Here is a 17,228-nt window from a genome sequence, read left to right as displayed (position 1 = left end):
CTGGATCGGTACTGCCACAGCTGCATAGCCTCTGCACAGGCTGTGGACGGCGGTATTCGTGCTGAGGGACTTACGGCTGGTTTGCCCGCATCGGGGTTTGAACGCTGGTAGTCCTGAAGCGGTGCTCGATGCGAGCTGAAGGCTTTTACACAAGCCAGTACTTGGTTACACAAACACCCTGCACCTTTCATCGATGCCGGCTCACCAGACCCGCTTCCTGCCTGCGCAAGAGCGGGTTTTATGTTCAGCGAAAAACCTCCACAACCAGCCACTGAATGGCGGTCGCTGGAGGCTACAAACTCAATAGCGCCCTGCGGCGCCAGGGCTTAGTGGGCTGTTCGCTCGAACTTGAAAACACCCGGCTCGCGCACGGGATCCACCTCGACCGGGATCACGCTCTTGGGCGGGAAGCGCCCTTCGAGCAGCAGCTTGGACAGCGGATTCTCGATGCGCTGCTGGATGGCGCGCTTCAGGGGTCGTGCGCCAAACACAGGGTCGAAGCCGACCTTGGCCAGCTCGGCAATCGCCGCTTCCGAGACGTCCATCGTCAGGTCCATTTTCTGCAGGCGCTCCATCAACACCTTGAGCTGGATACGCGCGATCGACTCGATGTTCTTCGCGTCGAGCGCATGGAAGACCACGGTCTCGTCGATACGGTTCAGGAACTCGGGACGGAAGTAGTTCTTCAGCTCATCGATCACCGCGTCCTTGATGTCTTCTGAGTCACGGCCAACCATGGACTGGATGATGGGTGAACCGATGTTGCTGGTCATCACGATCACCGTGTTCTTGAAGTCGACAGTACGCCCCTGGCCATCGGTCAGGCGGCCATCGTCCAGCACCTGCAGCAGCACGTTGAACACATCGGGATGGGCTTTTTCGACCTCGTCGAGCAGCAGCACGCTGTAGGGCTTGCGGCGCACGGCCTCGGTGAGGTGACCGCCTTCCTCGTAGCCCACGTAGCCGGGAGGCGCGCCAATCAGTCGGGCGACCGAGTGCTTCTCCATGAACTCGCTCATGTCGACGCGAATCAGGTGGTCTTCGCTGTCAAACAGGAAACCAGCCAGTGCCTTGCACAGCTCGGTCTTGCCCACACCCGTCGGGCCGAGGAACAGGAAGGATCCGGTTGGGCGGTTCGGATCGCTGAGGCCCGAACGCGAGCGGCGGATCGCATTGGCGACCGCAGCTATGGCCTCGTCCTGGCCGACCACGCGCTCATGCAGCTTGCCCTCCATCAGCAGCAGCTTGTCGCGCTCGCCCTGCATCAGTTTGCTGACCGGAATGCCGGTGGAGCGCGCCACGACCTCGGCGATCTCTTCGGCGCCGACCTGGGTACGCAGCAGCTTGGGCACATCGCTGGTTTCCTTCTGCGCCTCGCTGTCCTGCGCCGCCTTCAGGCGCTTTTCAAGTTCGGGCAGCTTGCCGTATTGCAGCTCGGCGACCTTGTTGAAGTCGCCCTTGCGGGTGAACTCTTCAATCTGGAAGCGGATACGGTCGATCTCTTCCATGACGTCCTTGGAACCGAGCGCCTGGGCTTTTTCGGCCTGCCAGATTTCGTCGAAGTCAGAGATTTCCTTCTGCAGCTTGGCAATCTCTACTTCGATCAATCCAAAACGCTTTTGCGAAGCTTCGTCTTTTTCGCGGCGCACGGCTTCACGCTCGATTTGCAGCTGGATCAGGCGCCGGTCAAGGCGATCCATCACCTCGGGTTTGGAGTCCATCTCGATCTTGATCTTGGCCGCCGCCTCGTCMATCAGGTCGATSGCCTTGTCGGGCARRAASCGGTCGGTGATGTAGCGGTGGCTGAGTTCGGCCGCAGCGACGATGGCCGGGTCGGTGATCTGCACGCCATGGTGGACTTCGTATTTTTCCTGCAGCCCGCGCAGGATGGCGATGGTGGCTTCCACCGTGGGTTCGTCCACCAGGATCTTCTGGAAGCGGCGCTCCAGGGCGGCGTCCTTTTCAATGTACTTGCGGTATTCGTCCAGTGTGGTGGCACCCACGCAGTGCAGCTCGCCACGCGCCAGCGCGGGCTTGAGCATGTTGCCGGCATCCATGGCGCCTTCTGCCTTGCCGGCGCCGACCATGGTGTGCAGCTCGTCGATAAAGACGATGGTCTGGCCTTCATCCTTGGCCAATTCATTGAGCACGGTTTTCAGGCGCTCCTCAAACTCGCCGCGGAACTTGGCCCCGGCCAGCAAGGCAGCCATGTCGAGTGACAGCACGCGCTTGCCTTTCAGCGACTCAGGCACCTCGCCCGCCACGATACGCTGGGCCAGGCCCTCGACGATGGCCGTCTTGCCGACACCGGGTTCGCCTATCAATACCGGGTTGTTTTTGGTGCGGCGCTGCAACACCTGGATGGCACGCCGGATTTCATCGTCGCGGCCAATCACCGGATCGAGCTTGCCCAGACGCGCGCGCTCTGTCAGGTCCATGCAGTATTTCTTCAGGGCTTCGCGTTGGCCCTCCGCATCGGCGCTGTTCACGCCCTGCCCGCCGCGTACCGCGTCAATCGCGGCTTCCAGTGACTTGCGGCTCAGGCCGTTTTCGCGGGCGATCCTGCCCACGTCGGCCTTGCTGTCGGCCACGGCCAGCAAAAAGAGTTCACCGGCAATGAATTGATCATTGCGCTTGATGGCTTCTTTTTCGGTGGCCTGCAGCAGCCTGGCCAGGTCGGGGCCGACCTGGATCTGGTCCTGGCCCTGCACCTGGGGCAGCTTTTTGACGGCGCTGTCGGCTGCCTGCGTCAGGCCGTTGACGTTGACCCCGGCCCGCTCCAGCAAGGCGCGGGGGCCGTCATCCTGGCGCAGCATGGCCGCCAGCAAATGAGCCGGCTCGATGTAGGCGTTGTCGTTGCCGAGCGCCAGCGACTGTGCATCGCTGAGCGCTTCCTGAAATTTGGTGGTGAGTTTGTCCTGGCGCATGAGGCGTCCCTTCGAATTTGATTGCTGTTGATCTGGGGCTGGAACAAAGCTTTTTCAATAGCGCCGACAACCGGCCGGTCTGGCCTGCGGCTACACCGAGGCCCCCACACGCGGCCATGCGGTCTAGAATCATTGGCATGAACATACATCAGGTTTCGGTCAACTACGCGCCGGAACAGGACCGTTTATTGATACGGATCAATGGCAGGGAAGGCGGTGAGTTGCGCGCCTGGCTGACCCGGCGCCTGGCCCTGGCCCTGTGGCCGGTACTCAGCCAGACGGCCGTCGCCCAAATGACAAAACTTGCGGGCCCTGCGGCGCCGGCAGCCAGCCTGGACGAGCAGCGAGGCCAGTTGCTCGATGCCTTCCAGAAAGAGGCGTCATTACGCACCGGCGACTTCAAGACGCCCTACGAAGATCGGCGGGACCAGCCCGCCGATGCAGTGCTGGGCCCCGAGCCGCTGCTGCTGACTGAAGTCAAGGTCACGCTGATGGGCACTGGGCAGCTGCGCCTGCAAATGCTTGAAAAACTGCCAGGCGGTGACGCGGTGCGAAATTTTCAGCTCATGATGGATGCGCAACTGACCAACGGCTTGCTGCACCTGCTGCACCAGAGCCTGAATGCGTCGCAGTGGCTGGAGCCGCTGACATCCCCTGCCCTCCAGCCAGCCGCCGCCAACGCCGACGTGCCCGAACTGGCCATGGACCCCGCCAAGCCCAGATACCTGAATTGAACTGAACTGAACTGAATGACTGCAGAGGGTGGCACCTCGGTCCCGGATGGGTATCCCGCGGGCCGCAAACAACCTTATTTGGCTTGCATGCCAACCAGCATTTGACAAAATCAACAGGGCACAATCCATGAATTCCCTGAGCCTCCGAATACTTGAATACCGTAGTCTTTCCCTAGCCCCTGAGTTGACCGGCCCTGACCAGATACTGTGCCTGCCTTCCATAATCTTTCCAAACTGTACGCGCGCCCCGGTTTTTTGCTGCGTCGCGCGCACCAGATCTCGGCCGCCGTTTTCGAAGATGAATGCCGCAGTGTCGGGCTGACACCCGCGCAGTTCGGCGTGCTCAGTGTGCTGCGTGCCAGCCCCGGCCTGGACCAATCCACGCTGGCACGCGCGCTGGGTTTTGACAAGGTGACGGTGCTGCGTGTGTTGCGCGGCCTGGAAACACGGGGACTGATAGAGCGCGTGCCCGCACCTTCGAGCCGGCGCAACTTGTCGATCTCGCTGTCAACCGAGGGGCTCGCCCTGCTGAAACAGGCGCAGGAACCGGCCGAGCGCGCCTACAGCCGCCTGATGGCGCCGCTGGACAATACGCAGCAAAACCAGCTGGTCCACCTGCTGCAGTTGCTGACAGCCGGGCTGGAAGACGAGGCGCGGGCCCCTTTTGTGCCGCCAGCGCAGGATACGGACGAGCCCAGGGGCATGCCGGGAGCCAAGTAATTTCTAGCCATTGGTGGCTTGTATGCCCCATTTGGCCAGCGCTGCATCGTCGCTGACGCGCGCATCGACCCAACGCGCGCCCTCCGGCGTCTGCTCTTTTTTCCAGAACGGTGCCTGGGTCTTCAGGTAGTCCATCAGGAATTCGCAGGCCTTGAAGCTTTCACCGCGGTGAGCGGAAGTCACCGCCACCATGACCACCTGATCCTGCGGCTGCAAAAGTCCGACACGGTGGATCACCCGGACGCCCAAAATATCGAAGCGCACTATTGCCTCGTCGATCATGGCCTCAATGGCTTTTTCGGTCATGCCGGGGTAGTGTTCCAGTTCCATGATGCTGACGCTCTGGCCGTCATTGCGGTCCCTCACCGTGCCCGTGAAAGTGCATACGGCGCCGACCCGGGTGTCATTCGCGCGCAGAGCGGCCACCTCATCGGCCAGATTGAAGTCTTCGGTCGTGATCAGGACGCGGGATAAAGCCATAGTTGCAATTTTGCCACCACCACCCCAAAAGCCGCATGCATGCCGTAAGATTTGTCGCATGACTGACTGCACAAACCTCCTCACCGCCTGGATGCCCAACGGCAGCCGTGGCTATGAGGCGTGCGCCAGCAAGTCAAAAAAACCGTTGCTCATTTGACCGGGGCTGCGGTTCCGTCGTCGAATGAGCGATGGAGCCGCCAGCTACTTTCAGGTCTTTCCCGCGTGCACCACCTCTTGTTCTGACGATGGCCTTCCAAGCCGGTCAGTTTTTAAGGATGTGTCTTCATGCAAACAGCGCGCAATGCAAACCAGGTAACCCCGGTAACTCCAGATTTTTCGGGGCTCTGGCTCCCGCTTGTCACCCCCTTTGACCACGGCGAGGTCGACCATGCCTCCTTGAAGCGCCTGGTGGCGCACTACCGCGGCAGCGGCATTGCCGGCCTGGTGGCCTGCGGCTCCACTGGTGAAGCAGCCGCCCTGAGCGACGAAGAGCAGCTGGCCGTGCTGCAGGCCATCATGCGGGAAGCGCCTGAGCTGCCGGTGGTCATGGGCCTGTCGGGCTACCACCTGGGCAAAACCGCGGTGCGCATCAAAGTGCTGGGCGAGCTGGGCATTGCCGGCATCCTGCTGCCCGCGCCCCACTACATCCGGCCCGCCCAGGCCGGCCTGATCGAGTGGTTTACCCAGCTGGCCGACGCCAGTGCCGTGCCGGTCATCCTGTATGACATACCCTACCGCACCGGCGTGAAGATCGAACTGGAGACCCTGAGGGCGCTGACCAGCCATCCACGCATCTGCGCCATCAAGGACTGCGGCGGCGACGCGGACAAAACGCGAGCACTGATCAGCGACGGCCGCCTGCAAGTCTTGTGCGGCGAGGATGTCAATATTTTCTCCACCCTGGCGCAAGGCGGGCATGGTGCGATTGCGGCGGCAGCCCATGTGCACACGCGGCGTTTCGTCCAGGTGATGGATCTCATCAAGACCGGCAACGAGGCGCAGGCTCGCACGCTGTGGGAACCCCTGCCGCCGCTGATTGAAGGCCTGTTTGCCGAACCCAGCCCCGGCCCGCTGAAAGCGCTGCTCGCGCGCCGGGGACTGGTTCGCGAAGAGCTTCGCAGCCCCATGACCCGGGCCTCTGGCGCGCTGGTTGAACGCCTGCAGCGGCTGGATGAATTGATCGAGTAAATCAGCCGCCGGTGACGGGCGGAAAGAAGGCGACTTCGCAGCCTTCGCTTAAAACGGCCGACTCGTCACTCATGACCTGGTTCAGCGCCATGCGTACAGCTTTGCCACGTGCCAGGCTGCCGGCATGTGCGGGACTGGCGGCCAGCAGTTCGTCGCGCAGGGCAGCCAGCGTGCCGGCGGAGGTTTCGCGCAACTCGCTGCCCTGCCCGATGGCTTCACGGATGGACGCGAAATACCTGACCGTGACTTTCATACCGAGGCTTTCACGACAGGAGTGCTGAAAACGGGATGAACTGCACGCTGTCGCCGTGCGCGATGGTCTGCCCCGCCGGGTTGTCCACCAGACCGTCGCCCCAGACTGCCGAGGTCAGCACCCCGGAACTCTGATTGGCAAACAGGTCCAGCCCGCCGGCTGCATTGCGTTGCACCCGCAGGAACTCGCGGCGCTTATCGGCGCGGGGCCAATTGAAATGGGCGGGAACAGTGACTGATTTCAGGGCCACCTGGCTCGCACCCTGCAGCTTCAGCAGAAAGGGGCGCACCAGCAGCAGGAAGGTCACAAAGCTGGAGACTGGGTTGCCCGGCAGGCCGATGAAGTGCGCCGGCCCGACCTTGCCATAGGCAAACGGTTTGCCGGGCTTGATCGCAATCTGCCAGAGGTCGAGTGAACCGAGCTGCTGCACCGCGGGCTTGATGTGATCTTCTTCACCGACAGATACGCCGCCGCTGGTCAGGATCAAATCGTGCGCCTGGCTGGCGCTGCGCAGCGCGTCCAGCGTGGCGTCGCGCCGGTCCGGCACGATGCCCATGTCCGTCACCTCGCACCCCAGGCGCGACAGCAAGGCACGCAGGAAGAAGCGGTTGGAGTTGTAGATGGCGCCCGGCCGCATCTGCTCCGGGGCAACCTCGCCTGGCATGACCAGCTCATCGCCGGTGGAAAACAGCGCCACCCGCGGCCGGCGCGCCACCTGCAAAACATTCATGCCAACACTGGCCGCCAGCCCAAGTGCGGCTGGCGTGAGCCGCTCACCTTTTGAGAGCACGATGGCGCCACGCGTGACATCCTCGCCGGCGCGGCGAATCCACTGCGCCGACCTGGGCGGCTGCGTGATCTTGATAAAACCTTGCGGCTCCGCCAGCACTTCGCAGTCTTCCTGCATCACCACCGCGTCGGCACCTGCGGGAATGGGCGCACCCGTGAAAATGCGTGCGGCCGTGCCCGGCTCCAGCGCACTGCCTGCGCTGCCGGCAGGGATGCGCTGCGACACACGCAAAGCCGTGCCGGCCTGCTGCACATCGGCAGTACGCACGGCATACCCGTCCATCGAGCTGTTGTCTTCGGGTGGTACCTGCAGCGCGGAGACCACGTCTTGCGCCAGCACGCGGCCATCAGCCTCAAATGTGGAAACCGTTTCCAGGCCTGCCAACGGGGCGGCGTGGGCCAGCAGCTCGGCCAGCGCATCGTCCAGCGGCTTAAGCGCGGGACGGGCAGCTGGTGCAGTAGAGGTGGATGCAGGGGTGGTTTGGGAAGTGTTCATGCATACGACTCGGGGCGGTAGGCAAAGCGTTCCTGATTGTCGATCAACCACAGCGCGAGGGCATCGGCGTCATTCAAATCCAGCACCGGCCTGAGGGTAGTTTGCGGCAGCTGCTCCGGCGAGTCGGTAGCAATCGCCACCACAAAATCGTCGTCCGGATAACGTGCCGGCTTGCCGGACGCGGCGCGCCAGACTTCCACCTTCAGCAGGTCGCTGCTCTTGAAGCCCTCCACCAGCACCCAGTCCACGCCCTCGTACAGCTCGGCAATCAGGTGGTGCACCGACAGCGTCGTCGGTCGTTCGAACTCACGGATCAGTGCCAGCCTGTTTTCCGACGCGACAACCACCTCGAAGGCCCCGGCCTCCCGGTGACGGTAGGTATCCTTGCCCGGGTGGTCAATGTCGAATTTGTGGTGTGCATGTTTGACGACCGAGACACGCAGGCCGCGCAGCTTGAGCGCGGGAATCAGCCTTTCCACCAGCGTCGTCTTCCCCGAGCCGGAATAGCCGGCAAATGCAACCACGTTCATAAACAGTTTTTCACCGATCCTGGTTTGCTACTGATTCACTGGCTGGCCATGCCCATCCGAAAGGGACTGGAGAGCCACTCAATGCACGTTGTTGGCGATATAGGCCTTGACCAGGTCAACATCGGCGGGCATGACCTGCACACGCTTGGGCAAGTCCTCTATGCCTTCGAACTTTGCGGGCCGGGTCGGCAAGCGGCCCAGTGCCTCTTCGATGGTTTCGGCGAACTTGATCGGCAGGGCCGTCTCGAGCACGATCATGGGCACACCCGCCTGCAGGTGCGCACGCGCCACCTTCAGGCCGTCGGCGGTGTGCGTATCGATCATGGTGCCAAGGCGCTGGAAGGTATCGCGAATCGTCTGCAACCGGTCGGAGTGGGTGCTCGTGCCGCTGGCAAACCCGTAGCGCTGCGCGGCTGCCTGGAAGGCGGCATCGCGGCTCAGGTCAAAACTGCCCTGTGCCGACAACCGGTTTCCGAATAGCTCGGCGATGCGCATCGCGTCCCGGCCCAGCAGGTCGAACACAAAACGCTCGAAGTTCGAGGCCTTGGAAATGTCCATTGACGGGCTGGAGGTCTCATGCGTGTCGGCGCCAGCCCGCACACGGTAGACGCCGGTGCGAAAGAATTCGTCGAGCACGTCGTTCTCATTGGTCGCCACCACCAGCTTGTCGATGGGCAAACCCATCATGCGGGCAACATGGCCGGCGCAGACATTGCCGAAGTTGCCCGACGGCACGGTAAAGCTGACCTTGTCGGCGTTTGATTTTGTTGCCTGAAAGTAGCCGGCGAAGTAATAAACCACCTGCGCCATCAGGCGCGCCCAGTTGATGGAATTGACCGTGCCGATCTTGTACTGGCGCTTGAAATCCAGGTCATTGGACACCGCCTTGACGATGTCCTGGCAGTCGTCAAACACGCCATCCAGCGCGAGGTTGTGGATGTTTTCGTCCTGCAGGCTGAACATCTGCGCCTGCTGGAACGGGCTCATGCGGCCATTCGGCGATGTCATGAAAACCCGCACGCCCTGCTTGCCGCGCATGGCGTATTCGGCCGCACTGCCGGTATCTCCGCTGGTGGCGCCCAGGATATTCAGCTCTTCACCGCGGCGCGCCAGTTCGTATTCGAACAGGTTGCCCAGCAATTGCATGGCCATGTCCTTGAAGGCGAGCGTGGGCCCGTTCGACAGGGCCTCGAGGTACAGGCCCTCCTGCAGTTTTTTCAGCGGAACGATCTCTTTTGTTCCAAAAACCTCTTCGGTATAGGTCTTCTCGCAGATCGCCTTCAGGTCCGCCGGCGGAATGTCATCGATATACAGCGACAGGACTTCGAACGCGAGATCCGCATAAGGCAGGCTGCGCCATTTCGTCAGCGTCGCATCGTCAACCTGCGGATAGCGCTCCGGCAGGTACAAGCCGCCATCCGGCGCGAGACCTTCCAGCAGTATCTGGCAAAAGCGCTTGCGGTCAACATGACCACGGGTGGAGATGTAGCGCATCAGGCCAATTCCTCCTTGCGGATACGCGTGATGGGCGCCAGCACCGTGGGCAAGCCCTGCATCTGTGCCAACGCGTCGTTCATCTTCGCTTCCACACAGTCGTGTGTGAGGATGATGAGGTCGGTCTGCGTGGAGCCTTCGCCGCCCACTTCATCGGCCTCGCGCTGCAGCACGGCGTCTATGCTGATGCCCAGCGAGGCGAGAATACCGGTGACCCTGGCCAGCACGCCGGCTTCATCGGCCACCTTCAGGCGCAGGTAATAACTCGTGACCACATCACCCATGGCCAGCACCGGCGTATCACTCATCCAGTCGGGCTGGAACGCCAGATGCGGCACGCGATGCGCGGCGTCAGCCGTGTGCAGGCGGGCAATGTCGACCAGGTCGGCAATCACGGCGCTGGCGGTGGGTTCGCTGCCCGCGCCCTTGCCGTAGTACAGCGTGGTGCCGACGGCATCGCCATGCACCATCACGGCGTTCATGGCGCCTTCCACATTGGCAATCAGGCGCTTCATCGGCACCAGGCTGGGATGCACACGCAGCTCGATGCCCTTGGCGGTATTTTTGGTGATGCCCAGCAGCTTGATGCGGTAGCCGAGCTGCTCGGCGTACTTGATGTCCTGCGCATCCAGCCGGGTAATGCCTTCGACATAGGCTTTGTCAAACTGCACCGGAATGCCGAAGGCAATCGCCGACATCAGCGTGACCTTGTGCGCCGCGTCCACGCCCTCGATGTCGAAGGTGGGGTCAGCCTCGGCGTAACCCAGGCGCTGCGCCTCCTTGAGCACCACGTCGAAGTCCAGGCCCTTGTCACGCATTTCGCTCAAGATGAAATTGGTCGTGCCGTTGATGATGCCGGCGATCCATTCGATGCGGTTGGCCGTCAGTCCTTCACGCAGCGACTTGATGATGGGAATGCCACCCGCCACCGCAGCTTCAAAGGCCACCATCACGCCCTTGCGGTGCGCAGCGGCAAAAATTTCGGTGCCGTGCACCGCCAGCAAGGCCTTGTTGGCGGTCACCACATGCTTGCYCGCTTCAATGGCTTCCATCACCAGCTGACGGGCGATGCCGTAGCCGCCGATCAGCTCAATCACGATGTCGATTGCGGGATTCGCGATCACCGCGCGGGCATCGGCGACGACCTGCACGCTGTCACCCACCACAGCCTGCGCGCGGGCGGTGTCGAGGTCCGCCACCATGGTAATTTCAATGCCCCGACCGGCACGGCGCAGGATCTCTTCCTGATTGCGCCGCAATACGTTGAACACACCGCCGCCTACGGTGCCTATGCCCAGCAAGCCGACCTGGATGGATTTGAGATTTGTCGATTTCGGTTTCATGTTGCTCAATAGTCAAAAATGCCTGCGGTACTTTCCGTACTTTCCGTACTTGCCAGTACCGGCTCAGATGTTGTTGTTTCGATAATTCTCGAGGAATTTTGCAATCCGGCCCACGGCCTCGCGCAGGTCTTCCTCGTGCGGCAGGAAGACGATGCGGAAGTGGTCCGGCGCGGCCCAGTTGAAGCCGGTGCCCTGCACCAGCATCACCTTGGTTTCCTTGAGCAGCTCGAGGAAGAACTGCCGGTCGTCCTTGATCGGATAGACCTTGGGATCGAGTTTGGGGAACATGTAGAGCGCCGCGCTGGGCTTGACGCAACTCACACCCGGGATGGCCGTGATCAGCTCGTACGCCAGATCGCGCTGGCGGCGCAAGCGCCCGCCCTCGCCTGTCAGGTCGTTGATGCTCTGGTAGCCGCCCAGGGCCGTCTGGATGGCCCACTGACCCGGCACGTTGGAGCACAGCTTCATGTTGGCCAGCATGTTGAGGCCCTCGATGTAGTCCTCCGCCCGCTTCTTGGGGCCGGACACCACCAGCCAGCCGGCGCGGTAGCCGCACGAGCGGTAACTCTTGGACAGCGAATTGAAAGTCAGCGTGAGCACGTCCGTCGACAGGCTGGCGATGGCGGTATGGTGGGCGCCGTCATACAGCACCTTGTCGTAAACCTCGTCGGCCAGGATAACCAACCCGTGCTCGCGCGCGATCTCCACGATCTGCTTGAGAAGTTCGTCGGAATACAGCGCGCCGGTCGGGTTGTTGGGGTTGATGACCACAATGCCCTTGGTCTTGGGCGTGATCTTGGCGCGAATATCGTCAAGGTTGGGCATCCAGCCGTTGTTTTCATCACAGAGGTAGTGCACCGGTTTGCCGCCCGACAGGCTGGTGGAGGCGGTCCACAGCGGATAGTCAGGTGCTGGCAGCAGCAGTTCGTCGCCGTCGTCGAGCAGCGCGTTGGTGGCCATGGCGATCAATTCGCTGGCGCCGTTGCCCAGGTAAACGTCATCGAGCGTCACGCCCTTGATGCCCTGTTTCTGGGTCTCGTGCATCACCGCCTTGCGTGCCGCAAAAATGCCCTTGCTGTCCGAATAGCCGGCCGACGAAGGCAGGTTGCGAATCATGTCCTGCTGGATTTCTTCGGGCGCATCGAAACCGAACACCGCCAGATTGCCCAGGTTGAGCTTGATGAGATGGTGCCCTTCTTCCTCCATCTGCTTGGCGGCGTCCATGATCGGACCGCGAATGTCGTAGAGCACATTGGCCAGCTTGGCGGATTTGGTGATCGGTTTCATATGCATTGTCGAATAGGGAGCCAGGACCACACCGTCAAACGCGCTGACAAACCCACTCGTAGGTGGGAGAACGCCAGCATGCCAACGGGAAATTCGGGCGGAATCTATAATTTGACCACATAAAACGCGTATTTCGCCCGCGTTTCACAGGCAAATAGCCCTTGCCCATTGCCCGCTTTCCCGCATGACAGGTCTTCCTGAGCCCCTGAACCCCAAACCCCTGAGTCCTCCAATCCCCGCATGAAACTTCAACCAGACCGCCTCGACGTGCAATCCATCCTCGGCTACGGTCCCGGATGGGTCGGCTTGGGGCACAACGGCGTGGCTGAAAAAATCGAACACAGCATCGTGATCGGCTCACGTGGCGAAAAATTCGACTGGAATTGCGCACGCTTTGACGATCTCACTGCGGAGCATTTCGCGCTGCTTGCCGCAACCCGGCCCGAACTGGTGATTTTCGGCAGCGGCACGCGCTTGCGCTTCCCGCCTCCGGCATTTTTGCGGGCCTTGATGGACCAGCGCATCGGCATTGAAACCATGGRCACGCTGGCCGCCTGCCGTACCTACAACATCCTGGCGGGTGAAGGCCGGCAGGTTATTGCGGCCCTGCTGATTGGAAGAGAAGAAGGCCAGGCGAACTGAAAGACCGGCTCTTTCAGGGTAAAATGTAGGGTTGCGTTTGGTCTCACACCTTCAGGACTAGCACCAGGGGTTGCGTATCAAAAAGCATTGCCAATAGCCGGCTAATTACAACTACTTTCGTCAGGGTCTACTCAGTATGGCAGTCGTCGTCAATAAACCACTCCCCGAATTTGAAGCGAACGCCACGGGTGGCATCAAGGTGTCCAACCAGTCCCATCTGGGAAAAGTCGTCGTGCTGTACTTCTACCCCAAGGACAACACGCCCGGTTGCACCACCGAGGCCATGCAGTTCCGCGACCACTACAAGGACTTCGTCAAGGCCGGTGCGACCGTATTTGGCGTCTCGCGCGACAACATGAAGTCGCATGACGAATTCAAGTCCAAGCTCGAGCTCCCCTTCGAGCTGATTGCAGATACCGAAGAAAAAATGTGCCACATGTTCGGCGTGGTCAAGAACAAGATCATGTACGGCAAAAAGGTCAAGGGCATTGAGCGCAGCACCTTCCTGATCGGCGCCGACGGACAGCTGAAAGAAGAATGGCGCGGCCTCAAGGTGCCCGGCCATGTCGAGGATGTCCTCAAGGCCGTCAAGGCCCTCAAAAAGGCTGCCTGAAAGCCTGTTGACGCCAGTTCGCAACAGAGCCCGGCAACACTGGATTGCCCTGTCACCTCAGTTGTGCATAATGAACTCATGCTGTTGACCTTCGCAACTGCGTCAAAACAAAAAGCCGCCCCGGCCTTGAGGCGGCTTTTTTGCTTCTGGAACCACCCTTCAAGAGAGTTTTAAGCACTATGCCCCTGCCCCCCGCCCCGACCAAGCGTGCCGCCCTGCTCTCCACCGACGTCCTGGATGCCCCAGCCCGTTCACCCTCCAAGGCTGCACGAAAGACGGAGAACGCCGAATCAGGCCGCAAGCCCCCTGTACTGGACCTGTTTGACAACCGTACGGTGACGGCCGGCGGTGGCGATCATCCCGTTGCTTACAAGGGAAAAGAGCCACCCCGCCCAGGAAAAGCTGGCGAGGAAAGCTATGAAAAAGAGAGCATTTCGCTGCCCCAGCCAGTCCTGAAACCGAAGAAAAGCAGGCATCCCGGGCCCGCCAAGCTGTTTGTGCTCGACACCAACGTGCTGATGCACGACCCGATGTGCCTGTTCCGCTTTGAAGAACACGACATCTTTCTGCCGATGATCGTGCTCGAGGAGCTCGACGGGCATAAAAAAGGCATGACCGAGGTAGCCCGCAATGCGCGCCAGACCAGCCGCACGCTGGACGCACTGGCCGGCGCCCAGGGCGCCGACATTGGCAAGGGCCTCAAACTGGACACCACCGGCCACCCGGAGGCAGGCGGCAGCCTGTTTTTCCAGACAAAACCGATGGACTACACGTTGCCGATGAGCCTGCCGCAGGGCAAGGCCGACAACCAGATCCTGGGCGTGGTCGAGGCCCTGCGCAAGGAATATGCGCCGCGCGAAGTGGTGCTGGTGTCCAAGGACATCAACATGCGGGTCAAGGCGCGCGCGCTGGGTCTGGCCACTGATGACTACCAGAACGACAAAACCCTGGAAGACGGGGATTTGCTGTATGCCGGCTCGCTGGCCCTGCCGCCTGATTTCTGGACGCGGCAGAGCAAAACCATTGAAAGCTGGCAACAAGGCAGTCACACCTTTTACCGCATCACCGGCCCTATCGTGGCCAGCCTGCTGATCAACCAGTTCGTGTTTTTTGAGGCACCGGGCGAACCTCCGCTGTATGCCCGGGTCACGGAAATCCGGGCCAAAACAGCCGTGTTGAAGACCCTGAAGGATTACAACCACCTGAAAAATGCGGTATGGGGTGTGACCACGCGTAACCGCGAGCAAAATTTTGCGATGAACCTGCTAATGGACCCGGAAGTGGATTTCGTGACGCTGGCGGGTACGGCGGGTACCGGAAAAACACTGATGGCTCTGGCCAGCGGTCTCACGCAGGTGCTTGACGACCGCCGCTACACCGAGATCATCATGACGCGAGCGACCGTTTCGGTCGGTGAAGACATTGGCTTTTTGCCGGGCACCGAAGAGGAAAAAATGGGTCCATGGATGGGCGCGCTTGACGACAACCTGGAAGTACTGGGCAAAACCGACAGTGGTTCCGGCGAGTGGGGACGCGCAGCCACCAATGAGCTGATCCGTTCGCGCATCAAGGTCAAGAGCATGAACTTCATGCGCGGCCGCACCTTCCTCAACAAGTACGTCATCATCGACGAGGCGCAAAACCTGACGCCCAAGCAGATGAAGACCCTCATCACCCGAGCCGGCCCCGGTACCAAGATCATCTGCATGGGCAACCTGGCGCAGATCGACACCCCCTACCTCACCGAAGGCTCCTCGGGAATGACCTTCGCGGTCGATCGCTTCAAGGGCTGGCCGCATGGCGGGCACATCACGCTGGCGCGGGGGGAACGCTCACGGCTGGCCGACTTTGCCAGTGAGGTGCTGTAGCCGCCGGAGCAACGCGACAGCGAATCGGGAAACGTAAAAAGTAAAAAGGCCAGGTTGCATGACCTGGCCTTTTTTACGCCCGAAATTCAGTCCTGAAAATACGATCCCGGTTAATCCTGAATTCCCCGGAACGCCAGTTCCCGTCGTACAACACGATGCCGCGATGCCGCATTGGAACCCTCAGGCTCCTCGCCTAAAGACAGGCCCCTTGCCTTCTTAGCGCCAGTCCTACGCCGGTTTGCGAGCTTGCCGACAGGCTCGACTGATAGTCCTATTAGGCTTGAATCACACGCTGGCGCTGTGTCGGCGCAACTCAAGGAGTTTGAGATGACAACAGTTTCCGAGCTTATGACTCGCGGTGTGCGGACCTTGATGCCCGCCGATACCGTGACATCCGCCGCGCGAGCCATGGATGAACTCAATGTGGGCGTCATTCCTGTCTGCGACGGCGAAAAGCTGGTCGGCATGGTGACCGACCGCGATATTGTCGTGCGCGGCGTGGCGCAGGAACTCGACGCAAAGACCACAGTCCTGGCGGATGTGATGAGCACGAACGTGCGCACAGCACGCGAGGACGAGGACGTGGACGAAGTTCTCAGCGAGATGGCTGAGAGCCAGATTCGCCGGTTGCCGGTGGTTGATGGTCAGGATCGGCTGGTCGGAATTATTTCCCTGGGCGATATTGCAGCCAAGGACCCCGATGAGGATGCAGATGTCGCCGCGTCCTTGGGAAATATCTCCATGCCTGCGGAGCCGGACCGTTCAAACCAGCCGCAAGCGAGCGGTGCGGCAGGTGGCAGCTCTGCATCAGGAAAAAAGCGCAGGCAGCCCGGCTGATCCATTAACACCATTGGCAGGCCTTCGGACGGGGGAATCCCGGGGCTGTAAGGCGACCATCGACCAAATGATGGCACCATCACACGGGCAAAAAAAAAGACCTGCGGAATCCCGCAAGTCATTTGAATTCAAAATTCTGGTGGGCGGTGCAGGCTTCGAACCTGCGACCCCTGCAGTGTGAATGCAGTGCTCTACCCCTGAGCTAACCGCCCTATTGGTCAGCCTTCGATTATAGGCTGTTTTTGAGTGATTTTTCGGCCTAGACCGTGGCGGCACGCCAAACTGTTTTCCCCTTGCTGGCCTTGTCAATATCGGCCAGCAATACTTCATGCGCGGCAATTTCCTGGTCATTGGCCAACAGCAGTGGCAAATCAAAACCGCTCAGGTCAATCAACGGGGCCATGTCGCCGTCCTGCGCCGGACCGCCCACGTCCATCATCAAGGAGTTTTGCCCCCGCGTGAGATTGATGTACACGTCGGCCAGCAGTTCGGCATCGAGTAACGCCCCGTGCAGCGTTCGGCCCGAGTTGTCAACGTCCAGCCGGTCGCACAGTGCGTCGAGCGAGTTGCGCTTGCCCGGGAACAGCTCCTTGGCCATCATCAGGCTGTCCGTCACCTTGGCCACGCAGTGCCGGATCGGGTCCCTGCCGATGAGCTCCAGTTCCTTGTTGAGGAAGCTCACATCGAAGGGCGCGTTGTGGATGATGATCTCGGCGCCCCRCAGGTACTCCAGCAGCTCTTCTGCCACGGCAGCGAACTTGGGCTTGTCCTTCAAAAACTCATTGCTGATGCCGTGCACCTTGAGCGCATCCTCATGGCTGTCGCGCTCGGGGTTCAGGTAAAAATGCCTGTTGTTGCCTGTGAGCTTGCGACCCACCAGCTCCACGCAGCCAATTTCAATGATGCGGTCGCCGTTTTCAGCGGAAAGACCCGTAGTTTCTGTGTCTAGAACGATTTGGCGCATGACCTGGATTATCGCTCCCTGCCGCAGCCGCCTGCGGATCCGGATGAGCCGGTTTTCCGCTTC

General features: G+C 60.9%; 16 protein-coding genes and 1 tRNA gene. 7 read left to right on the top strand and 10 right to left on the bottom strand.

Going from position 1 to position 17,228, the window contains the following annotated elements; genetic code table 11:
• Positions 1–326: 326 nt before the first annotated feature.
• Positions 327–2,927 carry an ATP-dependent chaperone ClpB gene (gene clpB, locus AC1DUB_RS10820; protein ID WP_477729528.1) on the bottom strand — a complete coding sequence of 867 codons (2,601 nt, stop codon included), beginning with the start codon at positions 2,925–2,927 and terminating at the stop codon, positions 327–329.
• Positions 2,928–3,064: 137 nt separating this feature from the next.
• On the opposite strand from clpB, the gene AC1DUB_RS10815 reads away from it, so the two are divergent.
• Together AC1DUB_RS10815 and AC1DUB_RS10810 are read left to right on the top strand one after the other, a co-directional pair.
• A complete protein-coding gene (locus AC1DUB_RS10815) occupies positions 3,065–3,661 on the top strand; it encodes a hypothetical protein (protein ID WP_477729527.1) in 597 nt (198 codons plus the stop codon).
• Between the two features lie 207 nt (positions 3,662–3,868).
• Complete coding sequence (locus tag AC1DUB_RS10810) at positions 3,869–4,381, top strand: MarR family winged helix-turn-helix transcriptional regulator (protein WP_477716930.1); 513 nt, start codon at positions 3,869–3,871, stop codon at positions 4,379–4,381.
• Between the two features lie 3 nt (positions 4,382–4,384).
• Here the strand turns inward: AC1DUB_RS10810 and moaE are convergent, their stop codons facing one another.
• Complete coding sequence (gene moaE / locus AC1DUB_RS10805; RefSeq protein ID WP_477729526.1) at positions 4,385–4,861, bottom strand: molybdopterin synthase catalytic subunit MoaE; 477 nt, start codon at positions 4,859–4,861, stop codon at positions 4,385–4,387.
• Between the two features lie 285 nt (positions 4,862–5,146).
• Between moaE and dapA the strand changes: the two genes are divergently transcribed.
• Positions 5,147–6,049 carry a 4-hydroxy-tetrahydrodipicolinate synthase gene (gene dapA / locus AC1DUB_RS10800; RefSeq protein ID WP_477729525.1) on the top strand — a complete coding sequence of 301 codons (903 nt, stop codon included), beginning with the start codon at positions 5,147–5,149 and terminating at the stop codon, positions 6,047–6,049.
• A gap of 1 nt (position 6,050) precedes the next feature.
• Here dapA and AC1DUB_RS10795 read toward each other — a convergent pair whose 3' ends face one another.
• The 6 genes from AC1DUB_RS10795 to AC1DUB_RS10770 all read right to left on the bottom strand — a co-directional run bounded on the left by AC1DUB_RS10795 (position 6,051) and on the right by AC1DUB_RS10770 (position 12,241).
• A complete protein-coding gene (locus AC1DUB_RS10795; protein ID WP_477729524.1) occupies positions 6,051–6,302 on the bottom strand; it encodes a MoaD/ThiS family protein in 252 nt (83 codons plus the stop codon).
• A 10-nt stretch (positions 6,303–6,312) separates the two neighbouring features.
• Positions 6,313–7,587, bottom strand: coding sequence for a molybdopterin molybdotransferase MoeA (locus tag AC1DUB_RS10790; RefSeq protein WP_477729523.1), 1,275 nt, complete (start codon positions 7,585–7,587; stop codon positions 6,313–6,315).
• On the bottom strand, positions 7,584–8,117 hold the full coding sequence (gene mobB, locus AC1DUB_RS10785; protein ID WP_477716935.1) for a molybdopterin-guanine dinucleotide biosynthesis protein B: 534 nt from the start codon (positions 8,115–8,117) through the stop codon (positions 7,584–7,586). The genes AC1DUB_RS10790 and mobB overlap by 4 nt, the downstream gene beginning before the upstream one ends.
• Before the next feature lie 78 nt (positions 8,118–8,195).
• Positions 8,196–9,611: a threonine synthase gene (gene thrC / locus AC1DUB_RS10780; protein WP_477729522.1), complete on the bottom strand. Its 1,416-nt coding sequence runs from the start codon at positions 9,609–9,611 to the stop codon at positions 8,196–8,198.
• A complete protein-coding gene (locus AC1DUB_RS10775) occupies positions 9,611–10,954 on the bottom strand; it encodes a homoserine dehydrogenase (RefSeq protein ID WP_477729521.1) in 1,344 nt (447 codons plus the stop codon). The genes thrC and AC1DUB_RS10775 overlap by 1 nt, the downstream gene beginning before the upstream one ends.
• 63 nt (positions 10,955–11,017) lie before the next feature.
• The gene (locus AC1DUB_RS10770) at positions 11,018–12,241 is read right to left on the bottom strand and encodes a pyridoxal phosphate-dependent aminotransferase (RefSeq protein WP_477716938.1); all 1,224 of its coding nucleotides are present in this window, start codon (positions 12,239–12,241) and stop codon (positions 11,018–11,020) included.
• 240 nt (positions 12,242–12,481) lie between these two features.
• Here AC1DUB_RS10770 and AC1DUB_RS10765 point away from each other — a divergent pair, with 240 nt between their 5' ends.
• From AC1DUB_RS10765 to AC1DUB_RS10750, 4 genes are all read left to right on the top strand, one after another.
• Positions 12,482–12,883 (top strand): Mth938-like domain-containing protein, encoded by a 402-nt coding sequence (locus AC1DUB_RS10765; RefSeq protein WP_477729520.1) that lies wholly within the window; start codon positions 12,482–12,484, stop codon positions 12,881–12,883.
• 136 nt (positions 12,884–13,019) lie between these two features.
• Positions 13,020–13,496, top strand: a complete 477-nt coding sequence (locus AC1DUB_RS10760) for a peroxiredoxin (protein WP_477716940.1) — start codon at positions 13,020–13,022, stop codon at positions 13,494–13,496.
• 179 nt (positions 13,497–13,675) lie between these two features.
• A complete protein-coding gene (locus tag AC1DUB_RS10755) occupies positions 13,676–15,364 on the top strand; it encodes a PhoH family protein (protein ID WP_477729519.1) in 1,689 nt (562 codons plus the stop codon).
• A 327-nt stretch (positions 15,365–15,691) separates the two neighbouring features.
• Complete coding sequence (locus AC1DUB_RS10750) at positions 15,692–16,201, top strand: CBS domain-containing protein (protein WP_477729518.1); 510 nt, start codon at positions 15,692–15,694, stop codon at positions 16,199–16,201.
• 137 nt (positions 16,202–16,338) lie between these two features.
• Here the strand turns inward: AC1DUB_RS10750 and AC1DUB_RS10745 are convergent.
• Both AC1DUB_RS10745 and dnaQ read right to left on the bottom strand, forming a co-directional pair.
• Positions 16,339–16,413: transfer RNA gene (locus AC1DUB_RS10745), tRNA-Val, on the bottom strand.
• Between the two features lie 47 nt (positions 16,414–16,460).
• Positions 16,461–17,165 carry a DNA polymerase III subunit epsilon gene (gene dnaQ / locus AC1DUB_RS10740; RefSeq protein WP_477729517.1) on the bottom strand — a complete coding sequence of 235 codons (705 nt, stop codon included), beginning with the start codon at positions 17,163–17,165 and terminating at the stop codon, positions 16,461–16,463.
• Positions 17,166–17,228: the final 63 nt, after the last annotated feature.

This window comes from Polaromonas sp. P4_F9, assembly GCF_056401235.1.
The sequence above is the reverse complement of the archived record's forward strand: the minus strand, read 5'-3'. Positions and strand labels throughout refer to the sequence as shown.